Here is a 15,781-nt window from a genome sequence, read left to right as displayed (position 1 = left end):
CGCCTTACGGCGCCTTTTTTGATCACTCGATATCAAGCGGGTCTTCGGAAAGGATAATCCCGGTGTTGTCGGCATAGAGATGATCGCCGGAGAAGAACGTCACGCCGCCGAAATTGACGCGCACATCGCTTTCCCCAATGCCTTCACCTGCGGCGCCAACCGGAATGGCGGCGATCGCCTGAATGCCGATATCCAGCTCTTCCAGATCGTCCACCTGACGCACCGCGCCATAGATAACCAGCCCTTCCCATTCATTTTGCGTGGCCAGACGCGCCAGCTCCGCATCGACTAATGCACGACGGACAGAACCGCCGCCATCGACCAGCAGAACCCGACCACGGCCATTTTGTTCGAGCAGATCGTACAGCAACCCGTTGTCCTCGAAACATTTTACCGTGATGATTTGTCCGCCAAACGACGACCGCCCTCCAAAATTAGAGAACAGCGGTTCCACGACGTTGACATCTTCCTGATAGATGTCACAAAGCTCGGAAGTATCGTATTTCATAGGCTTAACGTTCAGTTGCTGCGAGAATTTTTAGTATATCGCGCTAAGTATACTGTTGGCAAAATCATCAATTGTTAATTGATATTTGTCAGTTAAACGGCCCACTGACTTAAGAGTATCCCAATCACAAATAACAGGTTGGTTAACAACGCGCCTTTAACGGTACGTTCAAGCATCGGGCGCATTGCCGCAGGCTCCCTTTCGCGCATTACGTAGCGCGCTTGTTTAATGAGCAAGGGCGCGGCCAGAATAAACAACCATCCCCACGGACTGTGTAGCGAGAGCAGATTAAACAGCGCCAGACAGAGCAGCGCGCCTAGCAACAGGCAGGCGTGATAACGACGCGCGTTGACATCGCCCAGTCGTACTACAAGGGTGTTTTTGCCGTTCTCTCTGTCGCTATTAATATCGCGCAGGTTATTAATATTCAGCACCGCCGTCGCCAGTAAACCGCAGGCGGTGGCCGGGAGAATCAGCGCCGGAATCAGCGTATGCGCCTGGAGATACCAGCTCCCCATGACACTTAGCCAGCCAAAGAATACCAGGACAGAGATATCACCCAGCCCGATATAGCCGTAGGGCCGATTACCCACGGTGTAGGTGATGGCGGCGATAATCGACAGCCCGCCCAAAATCAGGAAGCCGACAAAATCGGTTAACGTATGGCACGCGACCGCCACCAGCGCCAGTCCGGAGATACAGATCAGCACGACGGTAATGATTAACGCCCGCTTCATCTCCTGTCGGGTGATGACGCCTTTTTGCATCCCCCGCAGCGGCCCGATGCGATCCGGTTTATCGCTGCCTTTGACAGCGTCGCCATAATCGTTGGCGAGGTTGGATAAAATTTGCAACAGCCCGGCGGTGATAAGGGCCAGCAGTGCGACCAGAGGATCGAAATAGCCTTGCCACCATGCCAGGGCCGTACCGACGATAATCGCCGCGAAGGCGAGGGGTAAGGTTTTGGGTCGTAAGCTTTCCAGCCAGGCCTGGGTGCGGCTAATTTGTTGTTGTTCAGTCATATTTAGCGCCAATAAAAATGGGGCTTTTCAGCCCCATCAACAGTGATGAAAATGCATTGGACGCGATTATAAGATAAAACGGCTTAGATCTTCATCTGCGACCAGCGCATCCAGATGTTTGCTCACATATTCCGCATCAATTGTGATGTTTTGGCCGTGCAGATCGCTGGCGTTATAGGAAATCTCTTCCATCAGACGCTCCAGTACGGTATGCAGACGGCGCGCGCCGATGTTTTCGGTGGTTTCGTTAACCTGCCAGGCGGCTTCGGCAATACGTTTAATACCGGAATCGGTGAACTCGATATTGACGCCTTCAGTTGCCATCAGCGCTTTATACTGCACGGTGACGGAGGCGTTTGGCTCGGTCAAAATGCGTTCGAAATCGCTGGTGGTCAGCGCCTGAAGCTCAACGCGAATCGGCAGGCGGCCCTGCAGTTCCGGGATCAGATCAGACGGCTTCGCCACCTGGAACGCGCCAGAGGCGATAAACAGAATATGATCCGTTTTGACCATCCCGTGTTTGGTCGAAACCGTGCAGCCTTCTACCAGCGGCAGTAAGTCGCGCTGTACGCCTTCGCGTGAAACATCCGGGCCGGAGGTTTCGCCACGCTTACAAATTTTGTCAATTTCATCGATAAACACGATGCCGTGCTGCTCAACCGCGTCGATAGCGTCCTGTTTCAGCTCTTCCGGGTTGACCAGCTTAGCAGCTTCTTCTTCAACCAACAGTTTCATCGCGTCTTTAATTTTCAGCTTACGCGGTTTCTGTTTCTGACCGCCCAGGTTCTGGAACATAGACTGCAACTGGCTGGTCATCTCCTCCATGCCCGGAGGCGCCATAATCTCTACGCCCATCGGCGCGGCGGCGAGGTTAATCTCGATCTCTTTATCGTCGAGCTGGCCTTCGCGCAGTTTTTTGCGGAACGTTTGGCGGGCGGCAGAAGGCTCCTGCTGCTGTTCGGCCTGGCCCCAGTTATTTTTTGCGGGTGGGATCAGTACGTCGAGAATACGTTCTTCCGCCAACTCTTCCGCACGATAGCGGTTTTTCTCGATAGCCTGTACGCGAACCATTTTCACAGCGGCATCGGTCAGATCGCGGATGATAGAGTCCACTTCTTTCCCGACGTAGCCCACTTCGGTGAATTTGGTGGCTTCGACTTTAATGAACGGCGCGTTGGCGAGTTTTGCCAGACGACGGGCGATTTCGGTTTTACCGACGCCGGTCGGGCCAATCATCAGAATATTTTTCGGCGTCACTTCGTGGCGCAGCTCTTCATTAAGCTGCATACGACGCCAGCGGTTACGCAATGCAATCGCCACGGAACGCTTTGCGTTATCCTGGCCGATAATGTGTTTGTTCAGTTCGCTGACAATTTCGCGTGGGGTCATTTCAGACATGAGAGGTCCTTACGCTTTGGCGGTCAATTCTTCAATGGTGTGGAAATGGTTGGTGTAAATGCAGATATCGCCTGCAATATCCAACGCCTTTTCAGCAATTTCGCGCGCGCCGAGCTCGGTATTTTCCAACAGAGCGCGAGCGGCAGCCTGGGCATAAGGACCGCCGGAGCCGATAGCAATTAAATCGTTTTCAGGTTGCACGACATCGCCGTTACCCGTGATGATGAGCGAGGCGGTTTCATCCGCGACGGCCAGCAACGCTTCCAGTTTGCGTAGCATACGGTCGGTACGCCAGTCTTTCGCCAGTTCAACGGCGGCTTTGACCAGGTGCCCCTGATGCATTTCCAGTTTACGTTCAAACAGCTCGAACAGCGTGAATGCATCCGCAGTACCGCCCGCAAAGCCCGCAATGACCTTGTCGTTGTAGAGGCGGCGGACTTTCTTCACGTTGCCTTTCATTACTGTGTTACCCAGTGTGGCCTGACCATCACCGGCGATTACCACGTGGCCGTTACGGCGTACGCTTACTATTGTTGTCACGAGCAGACCCCTTGGTTACTAATGCTGAATTGCGGCCCCGTACGGCGTACGGGGCATAATGCAAGTATAGATGGGGGAGATTTTGAGGGTTTCAACCCCCGGTGGCGAGTCGAATGCAGTTTGTATGGCCCGCCATCTTCAGACGGTTAATGGTGCTGTCGGCATTTTCTTTACCTTTCACCGGCCCGATAACCACGCGATTCCAGCCGTTATTGGTGGTAATTTTGGAGTCAAAGCCTTCAAACGCCAGCTGAGCGCGGACGCTTTCTGCCTGCTCGGCGCCTTTGAATGAACCACATTGCACCATCCAGCGACGTTCATCTTTTTTCTCTGCTGTCGCCTTCGGCGCTTCAGGCGCGCGCGTAATGGGCGCGGCTTTTGGCGCTGCCGCGCTGGTATGCGCCGGCGTTTGCAGCAAATCCTGATAAGGTTGCTGCGAGGCCGTCTGCTTCGGCGGTTGACTTTGGCGCGCGGGTTGCGCCGGGGCGGACTGTACCGTGCGCGTTTGCGGCTGTTCGTTTACCCGCGGCTGCGTACGTGGTTGCTGAACAGGCTGCGTTTGAGCCCACTGCTGCTGCTGCTGCTGCTGCTGCTGCTGCGCCTGACGCTGGCGCTGTAGCGTTTGCTGGCGTTGTTCTGGCGTCTGCTCGTTCCACGGCACTTCGTTAAGTTGCGTTGGCTGCTGACGCATATCCGCCTGCATCTGCTCCAAGAGTTGACGCTGTTCGCTGGTGAGCTGATTCGGATTCATGACTTCGCCGCCGGCGGACGGTTCCGTTGGCGTACGCACGCCCGGCTGGCGACTTTCCAGCTCTTTGATGTAACGCCAGCGCTCTTCCGGTTTTGGCGGAAGCCCATTGCCGGTGACTTTCTGGTTTTGTAGCGTTTCGGACTCTTCTTTCTTATGGTGAGTAATGAAGTACAGACCGCCGATAAAGGTCACAAGGACGGCTGCCGCAATCGCGACCATTGCCGGCGAGACGGCAGGCATGTTGCTTTGCTTCTTCCGTGAGTTCCGTGAGGTGCTCTTTTTGCGCCGCGAAGGAGCCGGTTGGCCGCGACGTACATAATCTCGTTGTGCCACTATCGTTTCGCTGTATTTATTCGTTCGTCAGCCCGTCATGTTACTGAAGCGGCGGGCCTTTGACCAGACAGGTGAGTCTTAAAGCTATTTACTTTAGGGTAAAGCGCGCGTAGAACCGCGAATAATCAGCTCGCAATCCATTAAACGCGAGCCGCTGCTCACATTTTGCCCCTGCATCTGATCGAGCAACAGCAGCATCGCCTCGCGACCAATGTCAAAACGCGGCTGCGCCACGGTTGTCAACGGAGGATCGCAAAACTCGGCTAGCGCGATATTGTCAAAGCCGATAATCGACAGATCGTCAGGCACTTTCAGACCCTGGCGCTTGGCCCAGGAGAGGGCGCCCAGCGCCATTACGTCGCTATGACAAAAGACGGCGGTAGGCGGCAACGGTTGCTCAAGCAACTGCTTTAATGCGTTTGCCCCGGCTTCAAAGGTAAAGTCGCCACGGGCGATGTAATGCGGATCGACCACAATGCCACTGCGTCTTAATGCCTGTACGTAACCTTGTAAGCGATAGTGACAGAGCGGCATATCTTCCGGCCCCGCAATACAACCAATCCGCTTGTGGCCCAAATCCAACAGGTAGTTCATGGCATTGAACGCGGCGGTCAGGTTATCGATATGTACCGTCGGCAGTTCAAGCTCCGGCGCAAACTCATTCGACATCACCATCGGAGGCAAATTGCGCTGCTCCTCAACGCTGGCGTCAAAGGGCAGTCGGGAACTGAGAAGTACCATGCCGTCGATCTGTTTGGTGATGATGAGATTAAGAAAGGTTTTTTCTTTCTGGTTTTGATGGGCGCAATCGCCAATCAGCACCAGATACCCCTGTTCTGCCGCGGTCACTTCGATACCGCGGATAATTTCACTGAAGAAGGGATCGCAAATATCCGGGACAATCACCAGAATCGTACGGGATTCATTGCGTTTTACATTTCGCCCCATCGACTGCGGGAAATAACCCACTTCAAGCGCGGCCTGTTCAACCCGGCTACGGGTCGACTGGGAGACTTTATCGGGGTTCATTAACGCGCGGGATACGGTTGCCGTAGAGACTTTCGCCTTCAACGCAACATCCTTCATCGTAGCGGCAGTAACCTGCTTGTTCGATTTCACTCTTTCTCCTCGCCTGGGAACTGCTGGCGCAGATCTATCCCTGGTAACACTCATCGAAAACATTTTTATCAGATAGTGCGTGGAAGCGGTTACAGAATTTTCATAAAAAGTGTGATGGATCTTTAATTTTACGATCCGCCTCGCATCGTGAGGACTATCCTTCAATCGGATCGACGTCCAGAACCCATTTAACTTTCCGCGCTTCAGGGAGCGTATTGATCAACGCCAGCGTGCCGCTGATGATGTGTTGCAGGCGAATCCGTGAAGGATGCTGAAGTAAAATTTGCCAGCGATAGCGGCCGCCGCGTTTTGGCGCGAGGGCCGGAACCGGACCTAAGATCCACAGCTTATCGTCTGATAGCGGGCTGGCCTGAATCAGATTACGCAACTGTTGGAGAAAGACGGGCGCCTGCTGATTGTTGTGATCCTCTGCGCGAATAATGACGTGGCTGGTCCACGGCGGAAGCTGGAGCGTTTGCCGTTCCGCCAGCGCCTGCTCCGCAAACGCATCATAGCCTTTATACAGTAACGTTTGCAGCAGGGGATGCTCAGGATGGTGCGTTTGGAGCACTACTTCGCCCTGTTTGCCCGCGCGCCCGGCGCGACCGGAAACCTGAGTGTAGAGCTGGGCGAAGCGTTCCGCCGAACGAAAATCTGCGGAAAAAAGCGCGCCATCGACGTCCAGCAACGCCACCAGAGTGACGTCCGGGAAGTGATGGCCTTTCGCCAGCATTTGTGTGCCTATCAGAATGCGCGCTCCGCCGCGGTGAACTTCCGCCAGATGCTGCTCCAGCGCGCCTTTACGACTGGCGGTATCACGGTCGATTCGTGAGATCGGCACGCCGGGGAAGAAGGGCGCCAGCACCTGCTCCAGCTGTTCCGTCCCTAACCCAACCGGTAACATATGTGTGGAGCCGCAGGAGGGGCACTGACGCGGCACCGGACGCTGGCTGTCGCAGTGATGACAGCGTAAATGATGCTGCGCCTGGTGCAGCGTGTAGTAGTGATCGCAACGCGGGCACTCCGCAATCCAGCCGCAGTCGTGGCAAAGCAGCGCGGGCGCGAATCCCCGGCGGTTAAGAAATAAAATTACCTGATTGTCGGCCTGGAGATGTTGGCGCATACGGGCGATAAGGGCGGGCGCCAGTCCCGCCTGAAGACGCTGGCCTTTTAAATCCAGTACATGCTGCAGGGCTGGGCGGGCGTTGCCTGCGCGCCGCGTCAGACGCAGCATCCGGTATTTTTTCTGCCGCACGTTGCATAGCGTTTCCAGGGCTGGGGTGGCGGAGCCGAGAATAATCGGGATCTGCTCGCTATGGGCGCGATACACTGCCAAATCGCGGGCATGGTAGCGCCACCCTTCCTGCTGTTTATAAGAGCTGTCGTGCTCTTCGTCGATGACAATCACGCCAAGATTTTTAAACGGCGTAAACAGCGAGGAGCGCGTGCCGATGACAATCGCCGCTTCGCCGTTTTTCGCTTTCAGCCATGCCGAAAGACGCTCGCTGTCGTTTAGCCCGGAATGCAGCACTTCCACCGGCGCGTTAAAACGTTCGCGAAAACGGGCGATCGTTTGCGGCGTCAGGCCGATTTCCGGCACCATTACCAGCGCCTGTTTGCCCTGGGCGAGGACGTTTTCCAATACGCTCAGATACACTTCGGTCTTGCCGGAACCGGTTACGCCTGCCAGCAACCAGGCGGAGAAACCGTCCGACGCGCTGTGAATCGCGCCGACTGCTGTCGCCTGTTCGGTATTCAGCCGCAGGCGCTCTCCTGCGACGGCATAATGCTCCCGCCAGTCGGTAAACGCGGGCGTTTCACTGGCAAGCTCACAAAGTCCCTTACGCCGCAGCGTTTGCAGCGTGGCGTCAGTAAAATCAAGCTCGGCTACCTGATAGCGCCAGATCTTTCCTTGCCGTAGCGCCGCCAGCGCCTGTTGTTGTTTGGCGGAGCGTTTCAGGCTGTTGATATCGACGGCTTGCCCCTCTTCGGTGGCGAACCAATACCACAGGGGCGCGTTGCTGGCTGGTTTTCCCTGACGTAATAAAACCGGCAGAGCGTGAAACAGAACGTCGCCGAGGGGATGGTGGTAGTAATCCGCCGCCCAGAGGAGTAAGCGCCAGATGGAGGGAGAAAAGATTGGCTCGTTATCCAGGATTTCAATGACCGATTTTAATTCATCGAGCGGCAATTCGCTGTGGTCGCTAACCGAGACGACAATGCCCACGCGCTCTTGCTGCTTGCCGAACGGCACGCGCACGCGGCACCCGGCTTTGGCGACCCCGCCTTCCGGCAGCAGGTAATCAAAGGTTCGGGGAAGCGGAACGGGCAAGGCAACGTGCGCGACGGACATAGCATCTTCCTGACTTGAAATTTCGTCGGGTAGTATACACATTACGATAAGGGAGCGCGGATCAGTTTGCATACGGTGGTCAAATTCTGTATGATTCGCCGCCTTTGGTGCGTGTTGTGAGCATCAAACCCTTTACTATTAACTTCGCGTGGTGTCTGGCGTTAGGGCTGGAAGAGCGACGCGGCCTTACACTGAGGTTCCCCATGAAAAAAGGTATTCACCCGAATTACGTAGAAATTACTGCAACCTGTTCTTGCGGTAATGTTATCAAAACCCACTCTACCGTGGGTCACGACCTGAACCTGGACGTGTGCGGCAAATGCCACCCGTTCTTCACTGGTAAGCAGCGTGTTGTTGATACCGGTGGTCGTGTTGAGCGCTTCAACAAGCGCTTCAGCATCCCTGGCAGCAAATAAGTTACCGCCAGAAAAAAAAGCGCCGCAGGGCGCTTTTTTTGTTTTCTAGGGATAACAGTATTTGTTCAGACACATTCTGTGATCCGTAATCGCTTTCATTACGCTTCCTGCCGTGAGTTTTAACGAAGGATTTATAGTCAGTCCCGCACTTTCCAGCCCCTTCGCTGTCCATTTATTGCAGGTATTGAGTATGCCGTAGCGGCCATTCGCGGCGTAAAACTGGCTATCGCCGTAAATTCCTTGTTTTAACGGAATCAGATTACCCTCTGCGTCACGCGCAAAGCTGCGGCCCAGATAGCGCATCAGACTGTTACGCTGGTTTGTGTGCAGGAGCAGTGATTTTATCTCGCTACCGACGAAATAGCGTTCTGGTTGACCGGAAAAGGCGACGATGTGCATAACCGCGCCGGATGACCAGAACATGGCCTGGAGCGTAAGCGCGGTGGTTATTTCTTGTGACTGATAAAAGCCCTTATCGCCCCAGCCGATTTCATACCACTGCGTCTCCTGAGCGAACCGTTTTTTAAGCTGTGGCAGAACGGTATTAACATCATGGGCCGGCGCAATAATTCCCGTGTGCCAGCCATGACTGACGATATAGATTTCCGTCGGGGAGGGCTGTCCGCCTGTCGTAGGTTTTACGGCTTGTGGAAAGGTTGTGCAGCCATATAGCAATAAACTTATCCAGGCGATAAAGAGATTTTTCATGACATATCACCAGCAAAGGCGCGGTATGTTGTGGCGTTTGTCTAATGACGCTGCGCTTATCGGGTCGGTGCCGGATTGGTAATTCATTGATATTTTTGCATTCCTCTTCGAGGGTAATAAAGCGAATGTCATAACTACAATACGTTTTAACCATTCAGGCGGAAGTTAGCTTCCGCCTGTTTTACTTTTACTATCTCGCTTTATTTTTTAAACATCTGCTCTGGATCGATAATCAGCGCCCGATAACCCAGCATACCGGCACGGTTACTGTGTACTTTTAGCTCCAGCATCACATCCTGAGTACCGTCTTTGACTTCATCCAGAACGGAAACGATCGGTTTTGTACCGCTCATTCCCGCTGTGGCCGAGTACATGAACATCGTTTTGGTTTCCGGGCGATATTCCGTGACGGAAGTAATGGCGCTGTACCAGTCAAAACCGCGCTCTTTACCATATTCCCACATTTGGGAAACCGTCATATTTTTTTCGTCAATTTGATATTCCACGCCGCGGGAATATTTCATTGACGGCATGGCCGGTTGTTCCATGCCGCGCGCATCGCCGTTATCAAAGGCGGTCACGACGGTTTTACCTCCGGTGCTTTTGGATGGCACTAACCAACCGGTATGTTGTGTCCATGTCCAGTCAAATCCACCGTCGCAGTGGTGAGCTTCGCAGGTTAGCGGTTTACCGTTGCTGTCTACGGGTTTCAGCACTTTTTTCGCCAGTTCGCCTTTCCAGCCGGATGGATCGGAAAGTATCCATTTCACTTTTTTATCGCGGCCAATTTTGATGATGGCAGACTGGTGGCGCGAGCTAATGATAATGCTGTCGTCGCGAGGATCGTAGCTGACGGAGTTAACATGCGCCCAGTTGCGGCCCGGGCCGGAGCCCGCGATATCGCCGAAGGGTTGTTTTGCAAGCTGCTCTTTGGTCATGACCTGACCGGAATGTTCGGCATCGACGCTCAAACATACCGCTCCCTGATCCATCGCCAGAATAACGTCGTCACGATAGGGGTCGAGGATTTTTGGCAGATCCCAGTAATCGACGGTATCGCCGTTCTGGTCAACTTCAAGAATATGATCACGCACAGTATTGATGGTGTATTTACCATTTAATGGATAATTTTCTTTTGCGACACGCAGCAGGTAGGTGCCTTTCGGCGTTTCGGTAATGGCGTGCGAAAAATCAATAAATCCTTTTGGCAGTCGTTTATCGGAAATAACGCGGCCTAAGAAATCATATTTAAAGTAACGTTGACCCTGGCCAAAAATAAGATTGCCATCGTTAACCTGATGGAAGCTCATCATGGAACCAAAGCGCGTTATATCATCCTGGTTACGGAATTTATCAATATTCATATAGCCGCGAACATCGCCATTCGTATCGCTAATCCAGTTGATACCGGTATAATCCCAGTTCGCCGCGCCGCCTGCGACATGCATAATGTGGCCGGCTCTTGGCATCCCCGTTATATGGTTAAAAAGATATAAGCGATTTTTAAGCGAGCTATCGACTTTAACCGGTTCTACCGTAGGAAGAACGGCAGTTTGCCCGGTAGTAGAGGGTAATGATACCGGTGCGGCGTAAATGGACCACGTATAAGTTTGTTTTTTACCTTCTTCAGTCCAGTCAACTTTAACTTTATTGACATAATCTGGATACAAGCCAAATACAGGTATGCCGTCATGGGTATTTATAGCCTGCGGGCCGACATCATAACTGATCGGGATACCTTTTTCCCCTTTCCCTAAAACGGTAACCTTCACGTCCTGTACATTATGATTGGCTTTATTAATGATTGCTGTTAATGGGAAAACGCCGCCGTAGGGAGCGACATCGACCATACCTAATGGCCCTTCATGTACTGGAATGACATCTGCTGATGCGACCATTGGCCTGTTTGGGTCTAAAACGCCTGAGGCCAAAACGCTGCCGCTCAAACACAGGCAGCATAATACAGGTAAGACTTTCCTTGTAAATAACATATTTATTTCCCCATTCGATATTATCGATAAAATGAATGTATATTAACCTTCTTATTTATCGGAGATGAAAAAACATTTAAAAAAGTAAAACAATCCGCGGAGGGGAATAATGATGTTGGTCACAAATATGAGGTGTCCATGGTCTTTTTAACAATACTTATCGTTATACTATTTGTTCAGTAAATATATGGCGGTGTATTATTATTCATGTACGCTTTGCTACGTGAAACATTAAATAAATATTGGAAGTTTAAATATAATAAAATTATATCGGTTATGGCATGTCGGGAATTTTTTGCAGGAAAATAACGAAGAGAAACTTATCATGTCTGACAAATTTATCCACTGAGGGCTATTCGGGAAGATGAACGGTTAGAAAAATGTCGGAGATAGCCGTGTACAGGGGGAATCGTTAAAAAAGCGCGGCCAGAGGCGTTCTGACCGCATGCTTTGCTATCAGTATTCCCACGTTTCCGGGTCAATCCCCATCTCACGCATGATCTCTTTTGCCGCTTCCGGGATTTCATCGCTGCGCTCTTTTCGCAGATCGGCATCATCCGGCAAGGGTTGCCCGGTAAAGGCGTGCAGAAATGCTTCACACAACAGCTCGCTGTTGGTGGCGTGGCGCAGGTTGTTCACCTGACGACGCGTACGTTCATCGGTGAGGATTTTTAACACCTTCAGAGGAATGGAAACCGTAATTTTTTTGACTTGCTCACTCTTCTTACCGTGCTCAGCGTATGGGCTGATATATTCGCCGCTCCATTCAGCCATGAGATACTTAATCCTCTTCGTCATTAATATTGAGGTCTGAACCTGAGCCCGGACCATAATCGCGCGTAGTTTACCGTAGTGGCGCGGCCCTGACACGAAGTTAGCGGTCGCAGATGTGCGCTAATGCATATAATTTTAACGGCTATTTGCGGTTTGCTCAATCTATACGCAAAGAAGTTTAGATGTCCAGATGTATTGACGTCTATTGTGGTAGTGGTTAATCTGTGGTCTGACTTTCACCGACTCAGCCAGGAATATCTTCATATGACGCGTAAACAGGCCACTATCGCAGTGCGTAGCGGATTAAACGACGACGAGCAATACGGCTGCGTTGTGCCGCCAATCCACCTCTCCAGTACCTATAACTTTACCGGTTTCAATGAGCCGCGCGCGCATGATTATTCCCGCCGCGGTAATCCCACGCGTGATGTGGTTCAGCGCGCATTAGCGGAACTGGAAGGCGGCGCGGGCGCGGTATTGACGAATACTGGCATGTCGGCGATTCATCTGGTCACCACCGTTTTCCTCAAGCCGGGCGATCTGCTGGTCGCGCCGCATGATTGCTACGGCGGCAGTTATCGTCTGTTTGACAGTCTGGCGACACGCGGCTGTTATCGTGTGCGGTTTGTCGATCAGGGCGATGAACGCGCCTTACAGGCGGCGCTGGAAGAAAAACCGAAGCTGGTACTGGTAGAAAGTCCAAGTAATCCATTGTTACGCGTGGTGGATATTGCGAAAATCTGTCGGCTGGCGCGCGAGGCGGGCGCAGTGAGCGTCGTTGATAACACGTTTTTAAGCCCGGCGCTGCAAAATCCGCTGGCGTTGGGTGCCGATCTGGTGTTGCATTCATGCACGAAATATCTCAACGGTCATTCGGATGTCGTGGCCGGCGTGGTGATTGCGAAAGATCCGGAAGTGGTCACTGAACTGGCGTGGTGGGCGAATAATATTGGCGTGACCGGCGGGGCGTTTGATAGCTATCTGCTGCTGCGCGGTTTGCGAACTCTGGTGCCGCGTATGGAGCTGGCGCAGCGCAACGCGCAGGCGATTGTGAAATATCTGCAAACCCAGCCGTTGGTGAAAAAACTGTATCACCCGTCGCTGCCGGAAAATCAGGGGCATGAAATTGCCGCGCGCCAGCAAAAAGGCTTTGGCGCAATGTTGAGTTTTGAACTGGATGGGGATGAGGAGACGCTGCGTCGTTTTCTGGGCGGGCTGTCGCTGTTTACGCTGGCGGAATCTTTAGGGGGAGTGGAAAGTTTGATCTCTCACGCCGCCACCATGACGCATGCCGGTATGTCGCCGCAGGCGCGTGCCGCCGCCGGGATCTCCGAAACGCTACTGCGTATCTCCACCGGTATTGAAGATGGCGAAGATTTAATTGCCGACCTGGAAAATGGCTTCCGGGCTGCAAACAAGGGGTAAACATGAGTGTGATTGCGCAGGCAGGGGCGAAAGGTCGTCAACTGCATAAATTTGGCGGCAGTAGTCTGGCGGATGTGAAGTGTTACCTGCGTGTCGCAGGCATTATGGCGGAGTATTCGCAGCCTGACGATATGATGGTAGTGTCCGCCGCAGGCAGTACCACCAACCAGTTGATTAGCTGGCTCAAGTTAAGCCAGACCGATCGCCTTTCTGCGCATCAGGTATTACAGACGTTACGCCGCTACCAGTGCGATCTGATTAGCGGGCTGCTTCCCGCCGACGCGGCAGATGATTTAACCAGTGCTTTTATCAGCGATCTGGAACGTCTTGCCGCCTTGCTCGACGGCGGCGTAACGGATGCCGTCTATGCTGAGATCGTCGGACACGGCGAAATTTGGTCGGCGAGATTGATGTCCGCCGTCCTGAATCAGCAGGGGCTGGATGCCGCCTGGCTGGACGCGCGCGCATTTTTACGCGCCGAACGCGCCGCACAGCCGCAGGTTGATGAAGGGCTATCTTATCCTTTATTGCAACAGCTACTGGCGCAGCATCCTGGCAAACGCCTAGTCGTGACCGGCTTTATCAGCCGCAATCACGACGGCGAAACAGTCCTGTTAGGCCGGAACGGTTCCGACTATTCCGCCACGCAAATCGGCGCGTTGGCGGGCGTTTCCCGCGTGACCATCTGGAGCGATGTCGCGGGCGTTTATAGTGCCGACCCGCGCAAAGTGAAAGATGCCTGCCTGCTGCCGTTGCTGCGTCTGGACGAAGCCAGCGAGCTGGCGCGTCTGGCGGCGCCTGTTCTGCACGCCCGTACGCTACAGCCAGTGTCCGGCAGCGATATCGATTTGCAGTTGCGCTGTAGCTACACGCCGGATCAAGGGTCAACCCGAATTGAACGGGTGCTGGCTTCCGGGACGGGCGCGCGTATCGTGACCAGTCACGACGATATCTGTCTGATTGAGTTTCAGGTGCCCGCCAGCCAGGATTTCAGGCTGGCGCACAAAGAGCTCGACCACATTTTAAAACGGGCGCAGGCGCGTCCGCTGGCGGTGGGCGTGCATCGCGATCGCCAGCTATTGCAGTTCTGCTATACCGCCGAGGTAGCGGATAGCGTACTGAAACTCCTCGACGATGTCGGGCTGCCGGGCGAATTGCGCCTGCGGCAGGGGCTGGCGCTGGTGGCGATGGTCGGTGCGGGCGTTACTCGCAATCCGCTACACTGCCATCGCTTCTGGCAGCAGCTTAAAGGTCAGCCAGTGGAATTTACCTGGCAGTCGGAGGAGGGCATCAGTCTGGTGGCGGTGCTGCGTACCGGCCCAACTGAGAGCCTGATTCAGGGACTGCATCAGTCGGTTTTCCGCGCCGAAAAACGCATTGGCCTGATGCTGTTCGGTAAGGGGAACATCGGCTCCCGTTGGCTGGAACTGTTTGCCCGTGAACAAAGCACGCTTTCCGCGCGTACTGGCTTTGAATTTGTGCTGGCGGGCGTGGTGGATAGCCGCCGTAGCCTGCTGAATTATGAAGGGCTGGATGCCAGCCGCGCGCTGGCATTCTTTGATGATGAAGCCGTTGAGCAGGACGAAGAGCCGCTATTCCTGTGGATGCGTGCGCATCCGTATGATGATTTAGTGGTGCTGGATGTGACAGCAAGCGAGCAACTGGCCGATCAGTATCTGGATTTCGCCAGCCACGGTTTTCATGTGATTAGCGCCAATAAACTGGCGGGCGCAAGCGCCAGCGATAAGTATCGCCAGATTCATGACGCGTTTGAAAAAACCGGGCGTTACTGGCTGTATAACGCCACCGTGGGCGCGGGATTGCCGATCAACCACACGGTGCGGGATCTGATTGACAGCGGCGATACGATTCTCTCGATCAGCGGGATCTTCTCCGGGACGCTATCCTGGCTGTTCCTGCAATTTGACGGTACGGTGCCGTTCACCGATCTGGTGGATCAGGCTTGGCAGCAGGGGCTGACCGAACCCGATCCGCGCGTCGATCTTTCCGGAAAAGATGTCATGCGTAAGCTGGTGATTCTGGCGCGCGAGGCGGGATACGACATCGAGCCGGATCAGGTGCGTGTAGAATCGTTGGTGCCGGCGCATTGTGAAGAAGGGTCTATCGATCACTTTTTCGAAAACGGCGACGCGCTGAATGAACAGATGGTGCAGCGTCTGGAGGCAGCCCGCGAACTGGGGCTGGTGTTGCGTTACGTGGCGCGTTTCGACGCCAATGGCAAAGCGCGCGTCGGCGTTGAAGCGGTGCGTCCGGAACATCCGCTGGCGGCGCTGCTGCCGTGCGATAATGTCTTTGCTATTGAAAGCCGCTGGTATCGCGATAACCCGCTGGTGATCCGTGGGCCGGGCGCGGGTCGAGATGTGACCGCCGGGGCGATTCAGTCGGATATCAACCGCCTGGCGCAGTTGCTGTAATAAAGGCA

At 53.9% G+C, this 15,781-nt stretch carries 13 protein-coding genes; 3 read left to right on the top strand and 10 right to left on the bottom strand.

What is annotated here, in order from left to right; genetic code table 11:
• Positions 1 to 22 precede the first annotated feature (22 nt).
• The 7 genes from rraA to priA all read right to left on the bottom strand — a co-directional run bounded on the left by rraA (position 23) and on the right by priA (position 8,024).
• Positions 23 to 508 carry a ribonuclease E activity regulator RraA gene (gene rraA / locus J4617_RS20990; protein WP_000872918.1) on the bottom strand — a complete coding sequence of 162 codons (486 nt, stop codon included), beginning with the start codon at positions 506 to 508 and terminating at the stop codon, positions 23 to 25.
• Positions 509 to 600: 92 nt separating this feature from the next.
• A complete protein-coding gene (gene menA, locus J4617_RS20985) occupies positions 601 to 1,530 on the bottom strand; it encodes a 1,4-dihydroxy-2-naphthoate polyprenyltransferase (RefSeq protein WP_000139639.1) in 930 nt (309 codons plus the stop codon).
• 66 nt (positions 1,531 to 1,596) lie between these two features.
• The gene (hslU, locus tag J4617_RS20980) at positions 1,597 to 2,928 is read right to left on the bottom strand and encodes an HslU--HslV peptidase ATPase subunit (protein ID WP_017465972.1); all 1,332 of its coding nucleotides are present in this window, start codon (positions 2,926 to 2,928) and stop codon (positions 1,597 to 1,599) included.
• A 9-nt stretch (positions 2,929 to 2,937) separates the two neighbouring features.
• On the bottom strand, positions 2,938 to 3,468 hold the full coding sequence (gene hslV, locus J4617_RS20975) for an ATP-dependent protease subunit HslV (protein ID WP_000208240.1): 531 nt from the start codon (positions 3,466 to 3,468) through the stop codon (positions 2,938 to 2,940).
• 91 nt (positions 3,469 to 3,559) lie between these two features.
• A complete protein-coding gene (ftsN, locus tag J4617_RS20970; RefSeq protein ID WP_000068798.1) occupies positions 3,560 to 4,552 on the bottom strand; it encodes a cell division protein FtsN in 993 nt (330 codons plus the stop codon).
• Between the two features lie 93 nt (positions 4,553 to 4,645).
• The gene (gene cytR, locus J4617_RS20965; RefSeq protein ID WP_000841337.1) at positions 4,646 to 5,671 is read right to left on the bottom strand and encodes a DNA-binding transcriptional regulator CytR; all 1,026 of its coding nucleotides are present in this window, start codon (positions 5,669 to 5,671) and stop codon (positions 4,646 to 4,648) included.
• Between the two features lie 154 nt (positions 5,672 to 5,825).
• Complete coding sequence (gene priA, locus J4617_RS20960; protein WP_208290710.1) at positions 5,826 to 8,024, bottom strand: primosomal protein N'; 2,199 nt, start codon at positions 8,022 to 8,024, stop codon at positions 5,826 to 5,828.
• Positions 8,025 to 8,227: 203 nt separating this feature from the next.
• On the opposite strand from priA, the gene rpmE reads away from it, so the two are divergent.
• Positions 8,228 to 8,440 carry a 50S ribosomal protein L31 gene (gene rpmE / locus J4617_RS20955; protein WP_000715284.1) on the top strand — a complete coding sequence of 71 codons (213 nt, stop codon included), beginning with the start codon at positions 8,228 to 8,230 and terminating at the stop codon, positions 8,438 to 8,440.
• Positions 8,441 to 8,485: 45 nt separating this feature from the next.
• Here rpmE and J4617_RS20950 read toward each other — a convergent pair whose 3' ends face one another.
• The 3 genes from J4617_RS20950 to metJ form a co-directional block, all read right to left on the bottom strand.
• Positions 8,486 to 9,148, bottom strand: coding sequence for a TIGR02117 family protein (locus tag J4617_RS20950; protein ID WP_001621429.1), 663 nt, complete (start codon positions 9,146 to 9,148; stop codon positions 8,486 to 8,488).
• Between the two features lie 200 nt (positions 9,149 to 9,348).
• Positions 9,349 to 11,139, bottom strand: a complete 1,791-nt coding sequence (locus tag J4617_RS20945; RefSeq protein ID WP_000899639.1) for an aryl-sulfate sulfotransferase — start codon at positions 11,137 to 11,139, stop codon at positions 9,349 to 9,351.
• A 456-nt stretch (positions 11,140 to 11,595) separates the two neighbouring features.
• Positions 11,596 to 11,913: a met regulon transcriptional regulator MetJ gene (gene metJ / locus J4617_RS20940; protein WP_000852811.1), complete on the bottom strand. Its 318-nt coding sequence runs from the start codon at positions 11,911 to 11,913 to the stop codon at positions 11,596 to 11,598.
• A 264-nt stretch (positions 11,914 to 12,177) separates the two neighbouring features.
• On the opposite strand from metJ, the gene metB reads away from it, so the two are divergent.
• The gene (gene metB / locus J4617_RS20935; RefSeq protein ID WP_000197216.1) at positions 12,178 to 13,338 is read left to right on the top strand and encodes a cystathionine gamma-synthase; all 1,161 of its coding nucleotides are present in this window, start codon (positions 12,178 to 12,180) and stop codon (positions 13,336 to 13,338) included.
• A 2-nt stretch (positions 13,339 to 13,340) separates the two neighbouring features.
• Positions 13,341 to 15,773, top strand: coding sequence for a bifunctional aspartate kinase/homoserine dehydrogenase II (locus tag J4617_RS20930; RefSeq protein WP_017466188.1), 2,433 nt, complete (start codon positions 13,341 to 13,343; stop codon positions 15,771 to 15,773).
• The last annotated feature ends 8 nt before the right edge of the window (positions 15,774 to 15,781 follow it).

This window comes from Salmonella sp. 32010601201800023SM (assembly GCF_017572235.1).
Classification (GTDB): Bacteria; Pseudomonadota; Gammaproteobacteria; order Enterobacterales; family Enterobacteriaceae; genus Salmonella; species Salmonella enterica.
This window is presented reverse-complemented; position numbering and strand designations above follow the sequence as displayed.

What these genes read in the sequence shown, in the direction of transcription:
- rraA (WP_000872918.1), bottom strand. Translation starts at nt 508, where the DNA reads ATGAAATACGATACTTCCGAGCTTTGTGACATCTATCAGGAAGATGTC.
- menA (WP_000139639.1), bottom strand. Translation starts at nt 1,530, where the DNA reads ATGACTGAACAACAACAAATTAGCCGCACCCAGGCCTGGCTGGAAAGC.
- hslU (WP_017465972.1), bottom strand. Translation starts at nt 2,928, where the DNA reads ATGTCTGAAATGACCCCACGCGAAATTGTCAGCGAACTGAACAAACAC.
- priA (WP_208290710.1), bottom strand. Translation starts at nt 8,024, where the DNA reads ATGTCCGTCGCGCACGTTGCCTTGCCCGTTCCGCTTCCCCGAACCTTT.
- rpmE (WP_000715284.1), top strand. Translation starts at nt 8,228, where the DNA reads ATGAAAAAAGGTATTCACCCGAATTACGTAGAAATTACTGCAACCTGT.
- J4617_RS20950 (WP_001621429.1), bottom strand. Translation starts at nt 9,148, where the DNA reads ATGAAAAATCTCTTTATCGCCTGGATAAGTTTATTGCTATATGGCTGC.
- J4617_RS20945 (WP_000899639.1), bottom strand. Translation starts at nt 11,139, where the DNA reads ATGTTATTTACAAGGAAAGTCTTACCTGTATTATGCTGCCTGTGTTTG.
- metJ (WP_000852811.1), bottom strand. Translation starts at nt 11,913, where the DNA reads ATGGCTGAATGGAGCGGCGAATATATCAGCCCATACGCTGAGCACGGT.
- metB (WP_000197216.1), top strand. Translation starts at nt 12,178, where the DNA reads ATGACGCGTAAACAGGCCACTATCGCAGTGCGTAGCGGATTAAACGAC.
- J4617_RS20930 (WP_017466188.1), top strand. Translation starts at nt 13,341, where the DNA reads ATGAGTGTGATTGCGCAGGCAGGGGCGAAAGGTCGTCAACTGCATAAA.